The sequence below is a fragment of the Kribbella sp. NPDC104740 genome (assembly GCF_055583505.1).
This window is the reverse complement of sequence record NZ_JBVJNV010000003.1, coordinates 172,084-192,724: the sequence shown is the minus strand read 5'-3', so window position 1 is coordinate 192,724 and position 20,641 is coordinate 172,084. Positions and strand designations below refer to the sequence as shown.

Annotated in this window: 24 protein-coding genes; 9 read left to right on the top strand and 15 right to left on the bottom strand. The window is 70.7% G+C overall.

What is annotated here, in order from left to right:
* Nucleotides 1-194 precede the first annotated feature (194 nt).
* Genes ACZ6Z4_RS17075 through ACZ6Z4_RS17065 form a run of 3 tightly spaced genes read left to right on the top strand, consistent with a single transcriptional unit; the run spans nucleotide 195 to nucleotide 1,998 of the window.
* On the top strand, nucleotides 195-1,049 hold the full coding sequence (locus ACZ6Z4_RS17075) for a hypothetical protein (RefSeq protein ID WP_465564367.1): 855 nt from the start codon (nucleotides 195-197) through the stop codon (nucleotides 1,047-1,049).
* A 10-nt stretch (nucleotides 1,050-1,059) separates the two neighbouring features.
* Nucleotides 1,060-1,416, top strand: coding sequence for an NADH-quinone oxidoreductase subunit A (locus ACZ6Z4_RS17070; protein WP_465564362.1), 357 nt, complete (start codon nucleotides 1,060-1,062; stop codon nucleotides 1,414-1,416).
* Nucleotides 1,417-1,425: 9 nt separating this feature from the next.
* Nucleotides 1,426-1,998, top strand: coding sequence for an SMI1/KNR4 family protein (locus tag ACZ6Z4_RS17065; protein WP_465564359.1), 573 nt, complete (start codon nucleotides 1,426-1,428; stop codon nucleotides 1,996-1,998).
* Here ACZ6Z4_RS17065 and ACZ6Z4_RS17060 read toward each other — a convergent pair.
* Nucleotides 1,995-2,891: an ornithine cyclodeaminase family protein gene (locus ACZ6Z4_RS17060; protein ID WP_465564356.1), complete on the bottom strand. Its 897-nt coding sequence runs from the start codon at nucleotides 2,889-2,891 to the stop codon at nucleotides 1,995-1,997. The genes ACZ6Z4_RS17065 and ACZ6Z4_RS17060 overlap by 4 nt on opposite strands.
* A gap of 186 nt (nucleotides 2,892-3,077) precedes the next feature.
* Between ACZ6Z4_RS17060 and ACZ6Z4_RS17055 the strand changes: the two genes are divergently transcribed.
* Nucleotides 3,078-4,091: a dipeptidase gene (locus tag ACZ6Z4_RS17055; RefSeq protein ID WP_465564353.1), complete on the top strand. Its 1,014-nt coding sequence runs from the start codon at nucleotides 3,078-3,080 to the stop codon at nucleotides 4,089-4,091.
* A 191-nt stretch (nucleotides 4,092-4,282) separates the two neighbouring features.
* Nucleotides 4,283-4,546, top strand: coding sequence for a hypothetical protein (locus ACZ6Z4_RS17050; RefSeq protein WP_465564347.1), 264 nt, complete (start codon nucleotides 4,283-4,285; stop codon nucleotides 4,544-4,546).
* A gap of 106 nt (nucleotides 4,547-4,652) precedes the next feature.
* Here ACZ6Z4_RS17050 and ACZ6Z4_RS17045 read toward each other — a convergent pair whose 3' ends face one another.
* The 9 genes from ACZ6Z4_RS17045 to ACZ6Z4_RS17005 all read right to left on the bottom strand — a co-directional run bounded on the left by ACZ6Z4_RS17045 (nucleotide 4,653) and on the right by ACZ6Z4_RS17005 (nucleotide 13,041).
* On the bottom strand, nucleotides 4,653-7,568 hold the full coding sequence (locus tag ACZ6Z4_RS17045; RefSeq protein WP_465564345.1) for a helix-turn-helix transcriptional regulator: 2,916 nt from the start codon (nucleotides 7,566-7,568) through the stop codon (nucleotides 4,653-4,655).
* Nucleotides 7,569-7,696: 128 nt separating this feature from the next.
* A complete protein-coding gene (locus ACZ6Z4_RS17040) occupies nucleotides 7,697-7,864 on the bottom strand; it encodes a hypothetical protein (protein WP_363672319.1) in 168 nt (55 codons plus the stop codon).
* Between the two features lie 14 nt (nucleotides 7,865-7,878).
* Entirely contained in the window at nucleotides 7,879-8,010 is a 132-nt protein-coding gene (locus ACZ6Z4_RS17035; RefSeq protein ID WP_363672321.1) for a hypothetical protein, read from the bottom strand.
* A gap of 222 nt (nucleotides 8,011-8,232) precedes the next feature.
* Complete coding sequence (locus ACZ6Z4_RS17030; protein ID WP_465564340.1) at nucleotides 8,233-8,394, bottom strand: hypothetical protein; 162 nt, start codon at nucleotides 8,392-8,394, stop codon at nucleotides 8,233-8,235.
* 113 nt (nucleotides 8,395-8,507) lie between these two features.
* Nucleotides 8,508-9,356, bottom strand: a complete 849-nt coding sequence (locus ACZ6Z4_RS17025; RefSeq protein ID WP_465564335.1) for a PfkB family carbohydrate kinase — start codon at nucleotides 9,354-9,356, stop codon at nucleotides 8,508-8,510.
* Nucleotides 9,353-10,318 (bottom strand): ADP-ribosylglycohydrolase family protein, encoded by a 966-nt coding sequence (locus ACZ6Z4_RS17020; RefSeq protein ID WP_465564332.1) that lies wholly within the window; start codon nucleotides 10,316-10,318, stop codon nucleotides 9,353-9,355. Before ACZ6Z4_RS17020 ends, ACZ6Z4_RS17025 begins: the two co-directional genes overlap by 4 nt.
* Nucleotides 10,315-11,034: a GntR family transcriptional regulator gene (locus ACZ6Z4_RS17015; protein ID WP_465564327.1), complete on the bottom strand. Its 720-nt coding sequence runs from the start codon at nucleotides 11,032-11,034 to the stop codon at nucleotides 10,315-10,317. The genes ACZ6Z4_RS17020 and ACZ6Z4_RS17015 overlap by 4 nt, the downstream gene beginning before the upstream one ends.
* The gene (locus ACZ6Z4_RS17010; RefSeq protein WP_465564324.1) at nucleotides 11,031-11,576 is read right to left on the bottom strand and encodes a cysteine hydrolase family protein; all 546 of its coding nucleotides are present in this window, start codon (nucleotides 11,574-11,576) and stop codon (nucleotides 11,031-11,033) included. Before ACZ6Z4_RS17010 ends, ACZ6Z4_RS17015 begins: the two co-directional genes overlap by 4 nt.
* 1 nt (nucleotide 11,577) lies before the next feature.
* A complete protein-coding gene (locus tag ACZ6Z4_RS17005) occupies nucleotides 11,578-13,041 on the bottom strand; it encodes a purine-cytosine permease family protein (protein WP_465564322.1) in 1,464 nt (487 codons plus the stop codon).
* A 151-nt stretch (nucleotides 13,042-13,192) separates the two neighbouring features.
* Here ACZ6Z4_RS17005 and ACZ6Z4_RS17000 point away from each other — a divergent pair, with 151 nt between their 5' ends.
* The 3 genes from ACZ6Z4_RS17000 to ACZ6Z4_RS16990 all read left to right on the top strand — a co-directional run bounded on the left by ACZ6Z4_RS17000 (nucleotide 13,193) and on the right by ACZ6Z4_RS16990 (nucleotide 15,362).
* Nucleotides 13,193-13,975 (top strand): SDR family NAD(P)-dependent oxidoreductase, encoded by a 783-nt coding sequence (locus tag ACZ6Z4_RS17000; RefSeq protein ID WP_465564319.1) that lies wholly within the window; start codon nucleotides 13,193-13,195, stop codon nucleotides 13,973-13,975.
* 62 nt (nucleotides 13,976-14,037) lie between these two features.
* Nucleotides 14,038-14,601: an NADH-quinone oxidoreductase subunit B gene (locus tag ACZ6Z4_RS16995; protein ID WP_465564311.1), complete on the top strand. Its 564-nt coding sequence runs from the start codon at nucleotides 14,038-14,040 to the stop codon at nucleotides 14,599-14,601.
* Nucleotides 14,598-15,362, top strand: coding sequence for an NADH-quinone oxidoreductase subunit C (locus ACZ6Z4_RS16990; RefSeq protein WP_465564299.1), 765 nt, complete (start codon nucleotides 14,598-14,600; stop codon nucleotides 15,360-15,362). The genes ACZ6Z4_RS16995 and ACZ6Z4_RS16990 overlap by 4 nt, the downstream gene beginning before the upstream one ends.
* On the opposite strand, the gene ACZ6Z4_RS16985 is transcribed toward ACZ6Z4_RS16990, so the two are convergent.
* A complete protein-coding gene (locus tag ACZ6Z4_RS16985) occupies nucleotides 15,346-16,047 on the bottom strand; it encodes an SDR family oxidoreductase (RefSeq protein WP_465564296.1) in 702 nt (233 codons plus the stop codon). The two genes, ACZ6Z4_RS16990 and ACZ6Z4_RS16985, sit on opposite strands and share 17 nt — an antisense overlap.
* Before the next feature lie 81 nt (nucleotides 16,048-16,128).
* Here ACZ6Z4_RS16985 and ACZ6Z4_RS16980 point away from each other — a divergent pair, with 81 nt between their 5' ends.
* Nucleotides 16,129-17,079 (top strand): complex I subunit 1/NuoH family protein, encoded by a 951-nt coding sequence (locus ACZ6Z4_RS16980; RefSeq protein ID WP_465564293.1) that lies wholly within the window; start codon nucleotides 16,129-16,131, stop codon nucleotides 17,077-17,079.
* A 107-nt stretch (nucleotides 17,080-17,186) separates the two neighbouring features.
* Here ACZ6Z4_RS16980 and ACZ6Z4_RS16975 read toward each other — a convergent pair whose 3' ends face one another.
* Genes ACZ6Z4_RS16975 through ACZ6Z4_RS16960 form a run of 4 tightly spaced genes read right to left on the bottom strand, consistent with a single transcriptional unit; the run spans nucleotide 17,187 to nucleotide 20,603 of the window.
* On the bottom strand, nucleotides 17,187-18,380 hold the full coding sequence (locus tag ACZ6Z4_RS16975) for an ABC transporter permease (protein WP_465564290.1): 1,194 nt from the start codon (nucleotides 18,378-18,380) through the stop codon (nucleotides 17,187-17,189).
* Complete coding sequence (locus ACZ6Z4_RS16970; RefSeq protein ID WP_465564287.1) at nucleotides 18,380-19,042, bottom strand: ABC transporter ATP-binding protein; 663 nt, start codon at nucleotides 19,040-19,042, stop codon at nucleotides 18,380-18,382. The genes ACZ6Z4_RS16975 and ACZ6Z4_RS16970 overlap by 1 nt, the downstream gene beginning before the upstream one ends.
* The gene (locus ACZ6Z4_RS16965) at nucleotides 19,039-20,088 is read right to left on the bottom strand and encodes an efflux RND transporter periplasmic adaptor subunit (protein ID WP_465564283.1); all 1,050 of its coding nucleotides are present in this window, start codon (nucleotides 20,086-20,088) and stop codon (nucleotides 19,039-19,041) included. The genes ACZ6Z4_RS16970 and ACZ6Z4_RS16965 overlap by 4 nt, the downstream gene beginning before the upstream one ends.
* Nucleotides 20,085-20,603 (bottom strand): hypothetical protein, encoded by a 519-nt coding sequence (locus ACZ6Z4_RS16960; protein WP_465564280.1) that lies wholly within the window; start codon nucleotides 20,601-20,603, stop codon nucleotides 20,085-20,087. The genes ACZ6Z4_RS16965 and ACZ6Z4_RS16960 overlap by 4 nt, the downstream gene beginning before the upstream one ends.
* Nucleotides 20,604-20,641 lie beyond the last annotated feature (38 nt).

Here is a 20,641-nt window from a genome sequence, read left to right as displayed (position 1 = left end):
ATCCCAATGTTAGTTCGGCTTTTGCCCTGAACCAGTGGTCGGCCCCGCCGGTCCACAGCCTGGGACGGGTGGTAGCGGGGGCCGCGGGGTGACGTAGTGCAGTCGCTCGCTTGCCATCTGTTGCCGCAGCAGGCAATGTGTCTGTCGACTGTTGCGATCACCCGGGCGTCGCCCGGTCTCGAGGGAGCTTCACCATGGGCGTTCGTGCCTTTCTGTTCAGCGGTACGACGCCGTCGCGCCGCCGCCTCGCTTCCTCGGGTACGGCGCTGGCCGGCGCGCTCGTGCTCGCCGGGTGCTCGGGAGCGATCGCGCCGGCGCAGAGCGCGATGGTCGCCGAGGACACCGCGCGCGCCGTACAGACCGCTCAGGCCGCGCCGGTCCGTACGGTCAAGATCACCAGCGTGCGGACCTCGGACTACACCGCCGGCACGCTGACCGTCGCCGGGACACTGACGCCCGCGCCCGCCGCCGGCTCGCGGGTGGCGCTGCAGCGCTGGGACGCGGTGAAGGGCTGGCAGGAGATCGGCCACGCGACGCCGTCCGGCGCGAACGTGACGGTCTCGTCGAACCAGCCCGGCTCGATCCGCACCTACCGGCTCGCGATCGGCCCGCAGGCGCCGTACGCGGCGGCCGCCTCCGCGCCGTACGGGTACTCGCACTACAAGTGGCGCGGGATCTTCGCCAAGCCGCTGCTCGCTTCGGGCGGCAAGGGGCACCCGGCCTTCAACGTGGTCGCTCCCGCGGAGTCGCCGCGGCGCGCCGAAGCCGAACTGCTCGCCGACAAGGGCGGCGTGGTCTGGGGCGACGTGAACTCGGCCGGCTGCTCCTGGGTGAAGAACTGGCTCGGCAACATCACCGATGGGACGGTGCGCGTCTCGCTGCTGAACGGCGCGGCCCTGATCGGCTCGATCGACCAGACCCAGGAGACCGAGACCTGGTTCAACCGCCAGATCCCCGGCGTCAACCGGCTGCGCGTCCAGGTCACCGATCTGAAGTCCGGCTACGGTCCGCAGGTCGCGCTGGACTCCATGCTGCTCTGCACCAACTAGAGTTGGGCCCGTGTCGGAGGCCTACGGTGTAGTCGTCGCGATCGTCCTGCTGGGCCTCGGCGGCCTGGTCGGCGCCTTCGCCCTCAACCGCGCCCTGACCATCACGTACTCGACACCCGAGAAGCTCACGACGTACGAGTCCGGCGTCGACCCGGTCGGCGAGGGTTGGGCCCAGATCCACATCCGGTACTACCTGTTCGCCTACCTGTACGTGATCTTCGCCGTCGACGCGGTGTACCTGTTCCCGTGGGCGACGGTCTTCGCCACCGTCGGCGTCTCGTCCCTGATCGAGATGTTCGTCTTCCTGGCCTTCGTGACGATCGGCCTGCTGTACGCGTACCGCAAAAAGGTCCTCGCCTGGACCTAGGGTCGGGCAATGACCGATCCCGTCGCGACCTCGTGGGCGCGCATCGCAGGCTGGCTCGTCCCGGCGACGCGCCGCCTGATCAACCCACCGGCGACAGCCGTGGACCTCCGCTACCTGGAGGCGGCGATGAACCGACCGCTGCCTGCGGAGCTGGTGGAGTTTCTGCATTTGGCCAACGGGATGGAGCACCGAGCGGTGCGTGGGGCGGTGCTTCCTCCGCTCCACAACCTGATGCCGGTGATGGACATGCTGTCGTGTCGAAAGAGGTGGCAGAAGGTCTGGGCCGACCCGAGGTTCGCAGGTCTACCCGGGTGGCTCGACGTCTACCTGCCGATCGCCGAGGCCGCCGACGGTGGTGTGCTGTACGTCGATCTGGCCGACGGGCCGGCGTACGGGAGCGTCTGCGAGTGGTGGTCGGAGGAACCGGAGCCGGGGCGGCGGTGCTGGGGTGGGGTCGGGGAGATGCTGAACGATGTGGCGGCTGCCATGGTGGACCAGCGGCCGCTGACTCGGCCCTACGGCCGGCCGTTGCTGCCTGAATTGGACGTGGGGTATCTGCGCTGGTTCGACGTGTACGACTAGCTTTCGGAGAGCAGCTTGGCGATGGCCCAGTCCTGGGGGCCCAGGCCTACGGACTTGAAGACCGTGCGGCCTTCGGGGTTCGGGGGCTCGGTTATCGCGTCGGCCAGGTCGACGAGGGCTGTTTTCGGGAGGCCGGCTGCGACGGCGTCGATGATCTCGCCGGACTCCTCCAGGGCGGCTTCCTGCTGGTCGACGACGACCAGGGACGCGGTGGTGAGGAGGTCTCTCGGGAGTTCGCGCATGGTGGGGCGGAAGGCGCCGATGGCGTTGACGTGGACTCGGGCCGGGAGGGCGTCGGCGGTGAAGAGCGGCGTGCTGGAGGACGTCGCGCAGCAGACCACCTGGGCGTCGGCGAGGGACGCGTCGATGTCGGTGCCGGGGAGGAGCTTCACTGCGGGGAACTCGTCGGCCAGCTCGGCGGCGAGTGCTGCGGCGCGGTCCGGGTTGCGGCCGATCAGGCGGACCGTGGTGATCGGGCGGACCGCAAGAACCGCCCGGACCTGATCCGCCGACTGGGCGCCGGTGCCGATGACTGTCAGCCGAGTCGCGTCCGGTTCGGCGAGCAGATCCGTGGCGACGCCGACGACCGCGCCGGTGCGCAGGGTGGTGATCGAGGTGCCGTCGGCAACGAGCTGTTCGCCGCCGCCGGTCCAGATCAGCGTGGCGCGGATCGCCGGGACCTGGTCGAGGGCGATCCCGATCTTCTTCACCACCGCGGTCCCGCTCGGTGCGTGGTACGCCGACATCACCAGCACCGCGCCGTCGCCGAACACCTGCCGCGCGGGCAGCACGAAGTGCCCGGCCCGCAGCTCCCCGAACGCGTCCCGGACCGCGTCGACCGCGGCCGGCATCGGGACGGTCCGGCGTACGTCGTCAGCGCTGAAGATCTTCACCGCGTCACCCTAGTGCGGCCGACACCCACCACTGATCAACCCTCGTCAGCGGCCTTCCGACGGCCACCCCCACGCCTGCGGTTGCCGGTCGGCGCGAGGTTGGACAGTGGTGGGTGTCGCGACCTGGGTTGATCCGAGGCGCCCGCCGTGGTCGGCTGTCCCCGAACCCACCGCCGAGGAGTGCCGATGAACGACCTGCACCGGAGCGCGATCGTCGCCGACGCGCACAACGACCTGCTGATGCTGGTCGCGCGGCGGCCGAAGGCGGTGTGGGGGAGCTACTTCCGCGAGCACTGGATCCCGCAGTTGCGCGACGGCGGGATCGACGTGCAGGTGCTGCCGGTGTTCATCGACGACGAGTTCCGGCCCGAGGGTGCGTTGCGGGAGACGCTGCGGATGATCGAGGCCGCGCACCAGGTCGCCGACCAGAACGCCGACCAGGTCGCGCTCTGCCGGACCGGCGCCGAGATCGAGGCCGCGACGCAGAGCGGCCGGATCGCACTGGTGCTCGCGCTCGAGGGCTGCCCGCAGATCGACACCGACGTCGAGCTGTTCCACACGCTGCACCGGCTCGGCGTCCGGGTCGTCTCGTTCACGCACTTCGGCCGCAGCGCGCTCGCCGACGGCTCTGGTGAGGACGCGGCCGGGAGCCGGCTGACCAAGGCCGGCGTCGAGTCGGTCGCGCTGCTGGAGCAGCTCGGCGTACTGGTCGACATCTCGCACGTCGGCCGCGGCGGTGTCGAGCACATCCTCGAGCTGGCGACCGAGCCGGTGATCGCGACGCATTCCAGCGCGTACGCCGTCCGCGCGCATCATCGCAACCTCACCGACGAGCAGCTCCGCGGCGTCGCCGCGACCGGTGGCGTGGTCTGCGTGAACTTCTTCGCCGGGTTCCTGACCGAGGACGAGAAGCCGACGATCGGCCACCTGGTTGACCACATCGAGCATCTGCTCGCGGTCGCCGGCGAGGACCACGTCGGGCTGGGCAGCGACTTCGTCGCGGAGGTCTTCGACGAGAAGATCCCGGCCTGCGACCTCCCGCTGATCATCGAGGGCCTGGACGCAAACGTGTACGTCCCCGGTCTGGAGGGCCCGTACGGCATGCCGCTGGTCACCGCCGCGCTCCTCGACCGCGGCCTGCCCGAGGCAACTGTCCATAAGGTCCTCGGCGCGAACCTTGTGCGGGTCCTCAGCCGCTGAAATCACTCAGCGTCACGACCGGTCGCCGTCCGAGATCATTGCCCGGTCGCCCTAAAGTGCTTGCACCAGACAACTTTCGAAGGTTCCAAAGCGTCTGTTCGTAACGGATTGCGATGGACCTATCGCCATCCGGTCAATCCGGGTCTATGGTGATTACCAGGGGGAACGGGGCGATTGCAGGGTGGTGGGGTATGAGTTGGCAACTCTGGGTATTGGTTGCGGCGGCAGCGATCGCCGCCGCGTGGCTGGTCACCGCACGCTTCCGGAAGGCGCAGCAGGTCCTCGACGACCTGATCGACTCGGTCGAGCCACACCAGTCACAGCGCGCCACCACGACCCACAAGCCAGAGGTCGCCCCCACCCGGGTCGACGACCTGGCCCGCCAACGCAGCCGCCACCACTTGAGGACGACGTTCGTCCCTCGTACGGCGCACAGCCACCGCACGCGGCACTAGCGTCGGCCGTGCCGTTTCAAGTACTCGCCCACCATCTTTCAAGTACCGGCCCTCGATTGGTGGCCGGTACCTGAAAGACGCATCGCAGGCGACCTCAGCCGGGCACCTACTCCAACAGCCCGTCCCGCCGCGCGACCGCAGCCGCCTCCGTCCGCGAGCGGACGCCGAGCTTCGCCAGGATGTTGGAGACGTGGACGCTGACCGTCTTCTCGCTGATGTACAGCTCGCGGGCCAACTGACGGTTCGTCCGGCCCTCGGCCAGCAGCGCCAGCACCTCGGTCTCGCGAGCAGTCAACGCAGCTGAGCCGACCGGATCCGCCGCGCTGCCCAGCTCGTCGAGCAGCGGCTGCGCGCCCAACCGGCGGCCGACCTCCGCCGCGAGTTGCGCCTGCTCGTTGGCGTCGGCGACTCGACCGGCGGCTCGCAACGCCGCCGACAGCCGCAAACGCGACCACGCCTGCTCGATCACGAACCCGTACCCGAACGCATCAGCAGTCCGCTGCCAAGTCGCCACATGCTCCTCAGCCGTCGGCGGGTCGACGTCGGCCAGCCAGCGCAGCCGCTCCCACTCCGCCTCCAGCCGCGCCAGCCAAGCGATCCCCTCGACCCCGAGCACCCGCCCCGGCGGCAGACCCTTCTCCGCCGTCGCATGCCCCTCGGCCAGCAGCTCAGCGCCCCGGGCAACCAACTCCTGCGCCGCCGACGGCTCGCTCACCACGCGGTGGCACAGCAGCTGCATCCACAGCGCAGCGAACCGGATCTTCGCCATGTACCACTCGGTCTGGAACACGTACTCCAGCTGCGCCGACACCTCAGCGATCAGCTTCTCGCCCTCCGCGGCCTGGTCGAGCTGCCGGTACGCCTCGACCGCCGGCTGCAGCCCGATCAGCGGCAGCATCACGTCGAGCGACCACCACTTCCTCATCCCCTGCAGGTCCTCAGCGACCGACGTATCACCGCGCCCACCGCGCACCATCAGCCCGACGCTCCGCAGCCCGGCCGCCGCCGCGCTCGGCGTCATCGCGTCGGCCCGCGCGGTCTCCGCCGCCTCGTCCCACTCCCCGAGCGTGAACTGGGTCAGCGCCAGCATCCGCCGAGCATCGAACCCGTACGCCGCCCACTGCCGCCCCAGCTCCCCGGCCCGCTGCGCGGCGTACTCGAGCGCCGCCTTCGCAGCGGCCAGCTCACCCAGATCGAAGTGGTTCGACCCCAACAGATACCGGCTCCGCACCTCAGCCGCCGCGTCACCGGCCAGCTGCGCCCGTACGGCGGCCTCCTCCAGCTGCTTCGCCGCGGCCACCGGGTCCCCGGCGCGCTTCCGCAGCTGCGCCAGCGTGATCCCCGCGTCGCCGGCCGCCGACTCCTGCCCGACCTCGCGCGCGATGTGCAGCGCCTCGCGCGCCCACCGCTCGGCCTCCATCGGCCGGCCGAGCGCGTCGGAGACCCGCGCGTACAGCGCGATCACCTTCGCCTTGAACGCGCTGGCGGGCTCGTCCGCGACCAGCCGGAACGCCTGCGACGCCGCCTCGTTCGCCTCCTGGTCGTGGTCGATCACCAGACAGATGTCGGACAGCGGCAGCAGCAGCTCGGCGCGCTGCTTGATCGGCGCGTCGGCGGGCAGGTCGGCGAGCGCCTTGCGCAGCAGCTTGACCGCGCGCAGGTGCTGCGAGGACAGCGTGGCGGCCATCGCAGTGTCGACGATCAGCCAGGTCCGGTCGACCGTCGTGACGGCGGGGTCGGCCGGGAACAGCTCGAGCGCCATCTCGTAGTGCTTCAGCGCCTCCTGCGGCGCGGCCACCGACAGCGCCTCCTGCCCGGCCCGGACCCGCGCCTCGAACGCGGTGATCAGGTCGTGCGAGCGCGTCGCGTGCCCAGCGAGCTCGGCCGCCGTACCGGCGACGGTCTGGTCCTGCAGAGCCTTCGCGTACGCCGCGTGCTGGCGGACCCGCTCACCCGGCAGCAGGTCGTCGTACACGGCCTCAGCGAGCAGAGCATGGCGGAAGTAGTAGCTGGCGTTGCCGGGATGCTCGATGATGTGCGCGTCGATCAGCTCGCGCAGCGCGGTCTCCAGCTCCCGGTCGGGCAGCCCGGCGACGGCAGTCAGCAGCTGGTGCGAGACGCGGCGGCCGGCGACAGCGATCACCCGGGCGACCTGGCGGGCGTCGTCGGACAGCGGGTCGAGCCGGACCAGCAGCAGGTCGGCCAGATCGGGCGGTACGGCGCTGCCGTCGCCCATCGAGGCCGCGGCGACCAGCTCCTCGGTGAAGAACGCGTTGCCGCCCGCGCGGTCGAGGATGCGCAGCTCCTCGTCCTCCGGGAGCCGGTCGGGGAGCAGCGCGTTCAGCAGCGTGCGCGACTCGGCGGCGTCGAGCGGGTTCAGGCTGACCCGGCGTACGCGGGGGTTGCGCGACCACTCGGCGATCGGGCGCCGCAGCGGGTGCCGGCGGTGCAGGTCGTCGCTGCGGTACGACACGATCAGCGCGAGCCGCTGCGAGGTCAGCCGGGTGAGCAGGAAACCGATCAGGTCCCGGGTGGAGTCGTCGGCCCAGTGGGTGTCCTCGACGATCACCAGCAGCGGTTCGCTGGTCGACAGCGCGGTCAGCGCACCCAGTACGGCGTCGAACAGCGCCGCCCGGTCGAGCGGACCGTCCTGCGGGACCGGCTGCGCGCCGATCAGCCGGTGCGTCGGCAGCAGCCGGCCGATCGCCGGGAAGTTGGTGAGCACACTCTCGACCAGGTCGGGGCGCTCGCCCGCGAGCCGGCCGAAGATCTCGCTGAACGGCAGGTACGGCAGCCCGGCGTCGCCGAAGTCGGTGCAGTGCCCGACCAGGACGCCGAAGCCGCGCTCGTGCGCGCCGGTCGCGACCTCGTCGAGCAGCCGGGTCTTGCCGACCCCGGCGTCACCGGACAGCAGAATGGCGCCGGCGCGACGCGTTTTGGCGTCGTCGACGGCGCTGAGCATGGCGGCCATCTCGGTCGAGCGGCCGACGAGAGGTGTCGAGGTCCAGGGCACGTCGTCCATCTTCGCCCCTGGAGCCGACACAAATCGACGGCAGCCCACCGGCGTCGCTTCTGTTGTGCGGAGAAACGGCCCGGAAATGGAAACGCCGTCCCTGACCTGTTGCGGGTCAGGGACGGCGTGCACGGCGGTCACGCGGCCGGGGTGGGTCGCAGGAAGCGGCGCGCGTTCCGCGAGGCCGGCTTCTGCTGCGCCGGCGCGGTGCGCTGCTTGCGGCTGGTCGCCCGGAAGTCGCGGGCGATCCGCTCACGGCGGTACGCCGTCTCGGCCTGCAGGGTCTGTTCGGTCGTGAACATCATGGTCTCTCCTCCTCTCAGGCGTTCCGGGTGAACAGGTGAAAAAGGTGCCGGCGGGAGCCGGAGCTCCGGTTCGCCCGGCGGAAGTCGCGGGTGAGGCGCTCGCTGCGGTAGCTGACCTCTGCCTTGACCGACTCGGTGGTGAACATCAGGTGCCTCCTGGGCGGTTGCTGTCTCGACTCGTTGTCGATGGCCCTAATCTGCGCGTCTGAGGAGGGGCGGCACATCGGGCTTCCTCCCTATCCGTGCGGAGGGGGTGCCTTAGTACGGCGTACGCGGGACTCAGGGGCCCCGGAAACGCAGCAGCGCGACCGGGTTCCGGGGAACCTCGGTCGCGCTGGGGTCGAACTGGTCAGGGGGTGATCGGGCCCTCACACCGCGTGCCGCGCCCGCACCAGGTGCGGCCGGTGCACCGGCCTCACCGCCGTACGACGCAAGCGGCGGAACAGGCTCGGCCGCTGGTACTCGCGCCGCAGCAGCTCCTGCTTGTAGGAGATCTCGGCCCGGGCAAAGTCGGGGCTGTAGGACAACATGCTGGCCTCCGGGGTTCGTCGATACCCCGACACTCCGCCGCTGAGGAGCGACCGCACATCGGCACTACTCCCTAGGCGCCGCCTCAGAGACCCTTAGACGGCGCTCAGGTGCCTTAGTCGGGCCCGCTCGCCAGGTAGGCGTCCAGCTCGCCGCGGGTGGGTCCGGTCGCGGGGCCGCGGCGCGTCACCGCGAGTGCGGCGGCTGCGTTCGCGCGGCGAGCAGCTTCGGGCGGCGTCAACCCGTCGGCCAGCCCCGCGAGGAACGCCCCGGAGTGCGCGTCCCCGGCGCCGTTCAGATCCACGGCGTCGACCGGGAAGCCGGCAACTGGTTGCCCGTTCACCAAACACCCGTCAGCGCCCAGCCGCACGATCAGGTTCCGCGCGTGGTGCTCCCGCAGGACCTCAGCCTCCCGGGCGTTGCAGCTCACCCACTCTGCGCGGTCGAGTGCGACCTCCAGCGCGTACGCCGGGATCTGCCCGACCAGCGGCCCCGGATCGAAGAAGACCGTCCCGACCACATGGGGAAGACACTCGACAAGAGTCGCCCGATTGGCGGCGTGCAGCAGGCTGTAGCCCGAGACGTACACCAGATCGTCGGAGGTCGTCTCCGGCACCGCACCCAACGTCGCCTCGGCCCCCGGGCTCGTCACGAACGTCCGCTCGCCCTCCCCGTCGACGAGCGCCACCGCGAACCCCGTGTCCACCGCCGGATGCTGCGGCTGCGGAAACGCGATCCCCTCCCGCCGCAGATCCTCCCGCGCCTGGTCCGCGAACGGCCCGGTCCCCAGCACCCCGCCGTACACGGTCTCCAGCCCGAGCCGCCCGGCCGCCGCCATCACGTTGAACCCACCACCGGTCGCCCGCTGCGTCGACCCCGCCAGCACGTCCCCACCGCGCTCGGGCAGGCGATCGACCGTCAGCACGAGATCGATCACCACGTTCCCGAGATGCACTAGCCTCATCGGAGCTCCAGCAGTTCGCCCGCCAACGCCTCCAGCTCCAGGCGATTGACGGAGGCGACCGTACGCCGTACGTCGGCAGGGAACGCCTCGACGCCGTGACAGGACCCCACTACAGCCCCGGCGATCGCGGCGATCGTGTCTGTGTCGCCACCGAGCGATGCGGCGACCCGGACGACCTGCCACGGATCCGCGCACCCGTTGGCCACGGCGAACGCAGCAGGCACGGACTCCTGAGCGAGCAGGCTCGTCCCCACCAATTTATACAAGTTTTGGGTGGTCGGCTCCAAGGAAACTGCCCAGGTGATGCGCGTCGACACATCTGCCCCCGCGACCCAGTAGCCGCGGGTGGCGGCCTCGCGTGCCGCGGCGACAGCTGCTGTGGTCGCCTCCGCGACCGTCGCGCCCTCCACTCCCGCGCTCACCGCGGCAGCCACCGCGGCGGCGGCTGACAGCGCCAGCCCGGTGTTGTGCGTCGGCGCGCTCGCCGCAACCACCCGGTCGATCAGCGCCGGCCCTCGCGCAGCGATCCCCACCGGGGTGATCCGCATGGCGGCGCCGTTCGTCGTACCGAACCGACCGGTTTCGGTGATGTCCCCACCCGCGAGCAGCGCGTCGAGCGCCCGCTTGGTCGACGGGCCGAGCAGATCCAGCGACCCCCGCGCGCGCATCTCGTCCTCCCAGGCGAGCAGCCGCCGCGCAAGCTCGTGCCCGTCCACCGAACCCTTCCCCTCGACCACCAACCGCCCGAGCAGCAACGCCTGCTCGGTGTCGTCGGTGATCGCCCCAACCGGCATCCCCGCCGCCAGCGGCTGGTCCTCAGGCGCAGGACGAAACCCGTCGATCACCTCGCCGTACAGCTCGACAATGCGTGCCCGAGGCAACGACTGGGTAGGCATCCCGAGCGCGTCCCCGATCGCCAGCCCGTACAGCGCCCCGATCGCCCGATCCAGCGCCGAGGTCATCGCGGCGTCTCGCCGTACGTCAAGCTCAGCTCGAAGTGCCGCGGATCCAGCAGGCTGTCGACCTGCTCAGCGAACTGGTTGTCCGCCGTCCAGCTCGTCCGCCGGCTGTGTAGAAACCAGGTGTCCTCAGCCCGCCCGAGCAGCTCCGCCTCCTCGGGAGTCAACGGCCGTGCCCGCAACCTCTGCTCACCTTGCGCCAGATGCACTCCAGCGTTCGTCAACGTCGAGATGATCGACCCGTCGTCCAGCCCCCGCTCCGGCAGATCCCGCAGCGCCTCGATCGCCGGCAATGTACTCCGCTCCAGCGAGATCGCCTCACCGTCGACCAGCGACCGGATCCGCTCGACCACGATCACCTCGGCGGAATCCAGCTCCAGCTGCTCAGCGAGCTCCGGATCCTCGTCCAGCTCCAACCGCAAGACCCGAACCGACGTCTCCACCCCATGCTCGGCCAGCGCATGCGTCCACCCGAGCGGATCGTCCAACGGCCGCCCGTCGAACAGCACGAACGATCCCTTCCCCGTCCGCGTCGCGATCAGCCCGTCCGCGGTCAGTACGGCGAGCGCCGATCGCACCGTGTTGCGACTCACCCCGAACCGCCGCGCCAGCTCCACCTCACCCGGCAGCCGGTTGCCGTGCCCGAGGCGCCCCGAGCGGATCTCCCGGGCCAGGATCGCGGCGATCCGCTCGTGCTTGAGGGTGACGCCGGACGTCACTGGCCGAGACCGCCCGCGGTGCGCAGCTGGTCGACGGTGACGATCTCCAGCATCGGCGCGTAAAGCCGCATGATGTCGATCGCCTTCCGGTGGCTGTCCTCGTCCACCCCGGCGCACGCGTCCTCGACGACCTGCACGCGCGCCCCGCCGTCGACCGCCGCGAGCGCCGTCGTCAGCACGCAGCAGTCTGTGGTCACGCCCGCGAGCACCAGCCGCCCGTCCGGCGCGACGGCGTCGGCGAGCTCGCGGCCCCACTTGCTGAACGTCGGCTTGTCGAGTGTCGGCGCTCCGTGGAACTCGTCGACGAGCTGGTAGGCGTAGGAGTCCGGCGGCTGCAGCGCGAACGGCCACTGCTCGTAGTACGGGATCCAGGAACCGGTCGGTTCCCCGGTGGGCGCGACGAACCGGGTGAAGATCACCTGCGGCGCGAACAGCTCGACCAGCTCCTGGGTCGGCTTGATCACCCGCTGGAAGTCCGGGGTCGCCCAGCCGCTCTCGGGTTCGGCGAAGATCTTCTGCAGGTCGATGAGCGCGAGCACCACGTCAGTTCCCCCGTACGGCGGTCCGCCGCTGCCCGGCGTACCAGCCGATCAGGGCGACCAGGAACGACCCGGCCAGCGCGAGCAGGACGCCGAGGTTGGCGAACGCCCAGGCGCCCTGCTTGCCGCCCAGACCGAACGGTTCGAGCAGGTAGCCCTGCCAAGTCAACCAGCTCGCGTTGCCGTTCGTGACCAGGCCCCAGCCGATGCCGGTGGCAACGATCATGGTGGCGATCGGCAACCATCGGACGTCGCCGTAGCGGCCGCGGCGGTCGAACAGGTCGGCCTCGGCGTAGTCGCCGCGCCGGGTCGCGACGTCGGCCAGCATGATCCCGCACCAGGCCGCGACCGGGACGCCGAGCGTGATCAGGAAGCCCTGGAACTCGAGCAGGAACTGGTCGCCGAAGAAGACCACGTAGATGGTGCCGGCGATCATCACCAGGCCGTCGATGAAGGCGGCGACGTACCGCGGGACCGGTACGCCGAGCGACAGCAGCGCCAGACCGGACGAGTAGATGTCGAGCACGGCGCCGCCGACCAGGCCGAGCACGGCGACGATCACGAACGGCACCAGGAACCAGGTCGGCAGCGCCTGCGCGAGCGCGCCGATCGGGTCGCCGGCGATCGCCGTACTGAGGTCGGCCGACGAGCCGGCCAGCAGCAGGCCGAAGATCAGCAGCACGATTGGCGCGAGGGCTGCACCGAAGGTGGTCCAGCCGACGACACCGCGGCTGGACGCCGTCCGGGGGAGGTAGCGGGAGTAGTCGGCGGCGGCGTTGACCCAGCCGAGGCCGAAGCCGGTCATCAGGAAGACCAGGGCACCGATCAGTTCCTGGCTGGACCCGCCGGGCAGGGCCGACACGGTGCTCCAGCTGACCTGGTCGGCGACGAGTGCGATGTAAACGATGGTGAGGACGCCGGTGACCACGGTGATGACGGTCTGCATCCGCATGATCAGGTCGAACCCGAGCACGCCGCAGGCAACGATCAAGGTGCCGACGACAACGAGCGCGACGACCTTGGTGACCGCGCCGCCGCCCCAGCCGAGTCGCTCGAACACGGTCGCGGTGGCGAGCGTGGCGAGGATCGTCAGGACGGTCTCCCAGCCGACGGTCAGCAGCCACGAGACCAGCGACGGCAGCTTGTTGCCGCGGACCCCGAACGCGGCGCGACTCAGCACCAGCGTCGGCGCCGATCCGCGCTTCCCGGCCAGTGCGATCAGGCCGCAGAGCAGGAACGAGAACACGATCCCGACCACACCGGCCACCACGGCCTGCCAGAACGAGATCCCGAACCCGAGCGCGAACGCGCCGTAGCTCAGACCCAGCACCGAGACGTTCGCGCCGAACCACGGCCAGAACAGATCGCGGGGCCGGCCCTTCCGCTCGGCGTCGTCGATCACGTTCAGCCCGTTGCTCTCCACCGCGAGCGCCCGGACCTCCACCCCACTGTCCACCTGCTCGGCCACGGCCGTCTCCCATGAGAGTGAACCTGTTCAGTCCTGTCCATTCAGGCTAGGTCGGGGCATGAGGAGGGTCAAGGAGATTGCGCCGGGTTGACCTAGAGCGCGGTCTAACTCGTAGCGTCGGGAGCTCGCCGGCGGAGAGGGAGTTGTGGTGGTGGAGCGGTTCGCGGGGAAGGTCGCGGTGGTGACCGGAGGTGCGCACGGGATCGGGCGGGCCACGGCGTTGCGGTTGGGGGCCGAGGGGGCGGCGGTCGTGGTGGCGGATGTCGACCGGCCGGCTGCTGAGGAGGTTGCGCGCGAGCTGGGTGCCCGCGAGCCGGGTGCGAGAGCGGTGGGGCCGACGGCGATGGCGATCGCGTGTGATGTGACCAGCCGGGAGTCGGTGGAGGCGGCGATCGCCGCTGCCGTCGAGCGGTTCGGGCGGCTCGACGTACTGGCGCACGTGGCCGGGCACAACCTCGCGAACCGGGAGGCGGTCGAGGCGGGCGACGGGCAGTGGGCGAGACAGTACGACTTCACGTTTCTCGGGGCGGTCCGTTGTATCGAGGCGGCGCTGCCGCATCTCGTCGACTCGGGGGCTGGTGCGGTCGTGCTGGTCGGCTCGATCAGCGGAGTCGTCGCGCTCGGCACCAACCCGTACGCCGCCGCGAAGGCAGGATTGATGAGCCTCGTCAGCAATCTCGCCGCTGAGCACGGGCCGACCGGCGTCCGCTTCAACGTGGTGGCGCCGGCGACGATCGCCACTCGCGCGTTCGACAACCGGCCGGAGGCGCTGGAGGAGCTGAAGGCGATCTACCCGCTCCGCAGGGTCGGCCAGCCCGAAGACGTAGCCGCTGCGGTCGCGTTCCTGGCGTCGGAGGACGCGGGCTGGATCACCGGCATCACCCTTCCGGTGGAAGGCGGCCTGACCACCGGGCCGGGGCATCTGATCGGGTGAGCCTCGGCGGGGAACCCGGCGGGAGGTGCTCGCCGGGGTGGTTCGGAGACTAGGCTGACGCCATGGCTGATCACGCGGTGCACCTGCCGATGCCTTCGGTGCGGCCGGCTGTGGGGGCGCTGGCCAAGCTGGCGCCCGAGCCGGTGCGCTACCTGCTGAACTGGGGGCGCAAGTACTCGCTCTGGGTGTTCAACTTCGGGCTCGCCTGCTGCGCGATCGAGTTCATCGCGGCGTCGATGGGCCGGCACGACTTCATCCGGCTCGGCGTGATCCCGTTCGCGCCGGGGCCTCGGCAGGCTGACCTGATGGTCGTCTCGGGCACCGTCACCGACAAGATGGCGCCGGCGATCAAGCGCCTGTACGACCAGATGCCGGAGCCGAAGTACGTGATCTCGTTCGGCTCCTGCTCGAACTCCGGCGGCCCGTACTGGGACTCGTACTGCGTGACCAAGGGCGTCGACCAGATCATCCCCGTCGACGTGTACGTGCCCGGCTGCCCGCCGCGGCCGGAGGCGCTGCTGCAGGGAATCCTGAAGCTGCAGGAGAAGATCGCCGGCGAGAACGTGACGGGCCGGTACGAGCCGTCCGCGCAGGCGCTGACCCGCGGCTTGGTGAAGCCCGAGTGAGCGACGAGCAGAGCGAGCCGACAGCTGACGCAGCGCAGGCTGAGGTCGGTGGGCCGGGGCACATGGTGACTGCTCTGGTTGATGCGGGGATCGCCGCGACCGGGTCGGACAGCTTCGGGGTGCAGACCGTCGACGTACCGCTCGACGCCTGGGTGGCCGCGCACGAGATCCTGCGGGACGTCGTCGGGCTGACCTTCTTCGACTTCCTGACCGCGAGCGACGAGCTCACCGACGGGTTCCGGGTGGTGACGCACCTGGCCGACTTCTGGGGCGGGGCGCACGTCGACCACCTGCTCGTCCGCACGCTCGTCCCGCGCGACGGTGCCGCGCTGCCGACGCTGTCCGAGGTGTACGCCGGCGCGAACTGGCACGAGCGCGAGACGCACGAGATGTTCGGAATCGACTTCCCCGGGCACCCGAACCTCGTCCCGCTGCTGCTGCCCGACGAGTTCGAGGGGAACCCGCTGCGCAAGGAGTTCGTGCTCGCCTCCCGCGTCGCGAAGCCCTGGCCCGGCGCGAAGGAGCCCGGCGAGTCGGACCACGCGCCGAAGACCGGTGCGCCGTCGCGGCGCCGGACGCTGCCGCCGGGTGTCCCCGACCCGGAGACCTGGGGTCCGCGAGCGCCCGGTTCGCCCGATCCGGACCCGCTCGCGCCTGCCCAGGCGGCGTCCACGCCCGCGCGCCCGAGAAGAGCAGGAGCCGCAGGCGAGCGCCGTACCCGCAAGCAAGCGGCCCCGGAACCACCTACCGAAGGTTCATAAAGCTCTCGGAGTGGTCCTCCACCCACTGCTTGTAGGTGCGACCGGGGTTTCCTGTGAGGTCTGTGACCGTCGTGGTGACCGGCTCAGGATTGGTGACCAGCGACTGCCAGTACGCCACCGACGCCTCAGCCAAAGCCTCGTCGGCGCCCAGGTCGAGCATCGCCTGCCGGGCCTCGTCGAGCAGCGCCAGTACGGCGACGTCCGCGATGTCGCGCTCGTGGATCAGCGACCGACCAGCCTTCGGCGACGGGATGCGGACGACGTCCCCGCCGGCGATCTGCTCCGCCCACCCGAGCGTGTTGGCCGCGAATCCACCCGGCCGGAGGAAGGTCGAATCCGTGTCCGACTCCGTGAGGAGCCGCTCGACAGTCGCCCACACGCTCGCCGTATCGTCAGCAGCGCTGAGCGCCGACAGGTAGACGACGCGCCCGACCTGCTCGGTCAGCGCGGCGACGACCGGCTCGGCTCCCGTCGCGTCGAACGACGGCCACAGCAGGAACGCCGCATCGACGCCCGCTGCGGCCCGGCGTACGACGGCCGGGTCGTAGATGTCGCCCTCCACGACCTCGACCGCCGCCGGGAGCGACGGCGTACGGACGAGCGCGCGGACGTCGGCGCCGCTCGACAGCAGCCCGTCGACGACGTGCCGCCCGATCTTCCCGGTGGCCCCGGTGACCAGAATCATCTGCTGCTCCTTCGCTCGGTTGACCCCAGCCTTCGGCCTCAACAATGGTTGAGGTCAAGCCGGAGTCGGTAGGGTGCGCACATGCTCGAGTTCGTACTGCGGGTCGTCGGCGTGCTGGTCGCGTTCCTGGTCGCGCCGCTGGTGGTCGGTCAGGCCGAGCACAAGGTGATGGCGCACATGCAGTCGCGGCTCGGGCCGATGTACGCCGGTGGCTTCCACGGCTGGGCGCAGCTGGTCGCGGACGGGGTGAAGTTCGTCCAGAAGGAGAGCGTCACACCGGCCGCCGCGGACAAGCGGGTGTTCGAGTGGGCGCCGGTCGTCGCGATCCTGCCGTACATGGCGGCGCTGGCCGCGATCCCGATCGCGCCCGGCATCGTCGGCGCGGATCTCGACTCCGGGCTGTTCTTCGTGCTCGCGGTGATGAGCATCGGGGTGCTCGGCTCGCTGATGGCCGGCTGGGCCAGCGGCAACAAGTACAGCCTGCTCGGCGGGCTCCGGGTCGCCGCGCAGCTGATGAGCTACGAGCTGCCGTTCGTGCTGTCGGCAGCGAGCGTCGCGGTCGCGGCGGGCACGCTGAGCTTCACCGGGATCGTGCACGAGTGGAGCCCGTGGTGGTTGCTCTGGCAGCTGCCTGGTCTCGTCGTCTTCTTCATCGCCGGCCTCGCCGAGTTGCAGCGGCCGCCGTTCGACATGCCGGTGGCCGACTCCGAGGTGATCTTCGGGCCGTACACGGAGTACACCGGCCTCCGGTTCGCGCTGTTCCTGCTCGCCGAGTACGCCGGGATCGTGGTGCTCGCGGCGCTGACCACCGTGCTGTTCCTTGGTGGGTGGAGCGGCCCGGGGCCGGACTCGATCGGGTGGATCTGGTCGCTGCTGAAGGTCGCGATCGTCTCGCTGGTGGTGATCTGGGTGCGAGTCGCGTTCCCGCGGCTGCGCGCGGACCAGCTGCAGAAGCTCGCGTGGCAGGGCCTGGTGCCGGTGGCGCTGCTCCAGCTCGCGCTCACCGGCATCGGCGTGGTCGTCTTCTTCTGAGCCGGACGTGCACCACCCACCAACCTCGGCGTCGCGGCTTCGCCCACGCCTGAGAAGGGTCGGAAAGCGAGCTCTGTGAGGGGTTGGTGAGTGGTGGGCGTCCGGGCTCACGGCGTGGCGAGCGCCTCGGTCGGGGAGAGCCGCGACGCGCGGATCGCCGGGTACAGCCCCGCGACGCCGCCGATCAGCAGCGTCGCCGCGACGCCGCCGGTGACGGCCCAGAGCGGGATCACCGTCAGCCAGCCCTGGTACGCCGCGTAGACGGCGGTGACGCCGCTGCCGAGCGCGGCGCCGCCGAGGCCGCCGAGGGCGGACAGCAGCAGCGACTCGGTGAGGAACTGGGTCCGCACCTGCCCGCGGGTCGCGCCGAGCGAGCGCCGCAGGCCGATCTCCGCCCGGCGTTCGAGGACGGAGATCACCATGATGTTCGCGACGCCGACCCCGCCGACCAGCAGCGCGACCGCGCCGAGCCCGAGCAGCAGGCCGGTGAACGCCTCGCCCGCGGCCTGGCGGGCGGCGAGCGCGTCGGAGGGACGCGAGACCTGGACCTCGTTCGGCGCCTCCGGGTTGGCGGTGGCGCCGAGGACCTCGCGGACCGCCTCGACCTGGCGTTCGGCCGAGCGGGTGTAGATCTTCGTCGGGTGCCCGTCGAAGCCGAGCGTCGTACCGGCCGCGGGCCAGCCGATCAGCGCGGCGGAGTCGAGCTCGGGGGCGAGCGCGGCCGGGGCCAGTACGCCGAGGACGGTGAACCACTCGTCGCCGATCAGGATCTGGGTGTCCGGGCCGGCGCGGGTGATCCCGAGCCGCTCGGCCGCGGCGGCGCCGAGCACGGTGGCGGGGAAGGAACCGGTCGCGGCGTCGAGCCACTTGCCGCTGCGGATCGTGCCGCCGATGGTGGCGAGGAGATCGGTGCGGGCGGCGTACGGGACGATGCCGTTGGTCTCGACGACGGGGATCCTGTTCGTGCGGTAGACGTTCGCGTCGTCGACGCGGCCGATCGCGGAGTGGGCCTGGACGGGGGCGATCCGGCCGACCATGCTCTCCGCGGCCATCGGGAGCTCGGCCTGCTCGCCGGTGAGGCGGGTGCCGGGTTCGACGGTCAGGAGATTGGTGCCCAGGGCATCCAACGTGGAGTCGAGCTCGGCGCGCGAGGAGGACGAGATCCCGACCACGGAGACCATCGCGGCGATCCCGATGGCGATGCCGAGCGCGGAGAGGAAGGCGCGGAGGGGACGGGTCTTCAGGCCGACCGCTCCCACTTTCAGTACGTCGCCCGGCCACAGGCGCGCTGGCTGCAGCATCACCGCACCTCCTTCGTGATCAGGCCGTCGCGCATGTGGATCTGGCGCGGGAGAGAGGCGGCGATGTCCTGGTCGTGGGTGATGATGACGACGGTCGTGCCGGTGCTGTTGAGGGTGTGGAAGAGGTGCATGACACCGGCGCCGGAGTGGGAGTCGAGGGCGCCGGTGGGTTCGTCGGCGAGGAGGATGGCGGGGTCGCCGGCGACGGCTCGGGCGATGGCCACGCGTTGGCGTTCACCGCCGGAGAGCTCGTGGGGTTCGTGGTCGAGGCGGTGGGTCAGGCCTACGCGGTCGAGGGCCGCACGGGCGCGGCGGCGGCGTTCGCGGGGGCGGAGGCCGGAGTAGAGGAGGCCGTCGGCGACGTTGTCGACGGCTCGTACGCCGGACGCCAGGTGGAACTGCTGGAAGACGAAACCGATCCGGGTCGCGCGGAGCGCGGAGAGCCCGGCGTCGGAGAGCCCGGCGACGTCGTACGAGTCGATCCGGACGGAGCCGGAGGTCGGGCGGTCCAGGGTGCCGAGGACGTTGAGCATGGTTGATTTACCGGAACCCGAAGGGCCGACGATCGCGAGCAGTTCGCCGGCCTCGATCTGCAGGGAGACGCCGCCGAGCGCCGTGACTCCGCCGGGGTAGACCTTCGTGACCGCGTCGAGGGTGATCACGAAGGCACCCCCACGAGGTCGCCGGTCTTCAGGCCGGGGCCGGTGATCTCGACGCGGCCGCCGGCGAACAAGCCGGTCTTCACCGGCACGTAGCGCGAGCCGTCCGCGTCGCTGACCTCCACCCCGAAGCCGCCCTCGGTCAGCGCCAACAGCGCCGCGACCGGCACCGTGAGCACGTTCTTCCGCTCAGCGCTCACGAATGTGACGTCGACGGCCGCCGTCGGGTACGCAGCCAGCGCCTTCTGGTTGCTGATGGCAACGATCACCTCGAGCTCGGTGGTCGGCTCCTGGTCCTGGCCGGTGGCCGGCACGATCACCGTCGACACCTTCTCGACCTGGCCCGGCACCGTGCTGTCGTCCGGCAACCCCACCGTCACCGCAGCGCCCACCTTAGCCAGCCGTAGGTCAGCCGCCTCCAGCCGCACGGTCACAGCCTTCCGCGTCCCGCTGTAGGTGAGCACTGTCTGCCCCGGCCCGACCGGAGCACCGACACGAGCCTGCACGCTGTCCACCCGCACCGGCCCAGCAGCAAAGATCACCTGTCCCAGCTCCACAGCACCGGTCTCCGGCAACCCCCTGTCCTCCTGCCACTCCTCCACCGCCGCAGCAGTGTTCGCCGTGTACTCGTCGTCCACCGTGAACCCGTCGTACCCGAGCGCCTGCAGGTTCTGCTCGAGCTGCAGCACGTCCTGCCCTTCGCTGTCGACGTCCAGCCGCCTGTACGCCGGCAGTGCGCCGTACAGGAGAGTCGTCGGTGCGTTGTCGACCGAGTAGAGCGTCTGGCCGCGGTGGAGCTGCTGTCCGCTCTCCGGTAACGCGGTCGCTGTCCCAGCACGTCGCCCGGCCACAGTGCTGGTCGTGCCGTACCCCAGCTCGCCATCGGCTGACTCGGTGTCCTTCAGCGTCTGCTGCGTGATCTTGGTCGTGCTCAGCGGTGCCGCCTGGTCCACGGCCTGGCTGCTGTCGGTCCTGGTCAGCAGGACGGCGCTCAGCACCCCACCAGCCGCCAGTACGGCGGCCGCCGTCCAGGTCGTCCGTGTCCTCACTGGCCCGCCAGCACGCTCTGGCAGGCGGCCTGCGCCTTCTCCAGGTCCGGGTCGGAGCCGGCCTCGCGGTCGATCATGATGCCGCGCTGACCCGGCTTCGGGTCCGGGAACTTCTCGACGCCGTTCTCGCGCATGCAGGCGGCGAACTTGCGTCCGCGCTCCTCCTGCTCCGGGTTCGGCCCGGCGTCGCCCTGCGGGCTGTACTTGCGGCAGTCCTCCATCGCCTGGTCGACCTGCTCGCGGCTGAGCCCGGACTCGGGCCCGACCTTGAGCTGGATGCCCTTGCCCGGTTCGGGATCGGCGATGTCGAGCCCGTGCTCGCGCAGGCACTGGGCGAACTTCACGCCCTTCTCGTCCTGGCTCAGGTTCTCCGGAGCCGGCTCCGAGGAGGAACCGCTGCTCGGGGTGGTGCCGCCGGAGGCGACCTGGCTGGTCTCCGGCTCCGAGCTGCAGCCGGTCAGGGCGAGGCCTGCCGCCAGGACGATCGCGGCCAGGAGGACGGACTGTCGTTTCATGAGTGCTCCTCAGCTGGTGGTTCAGTGCGCACCAGCCA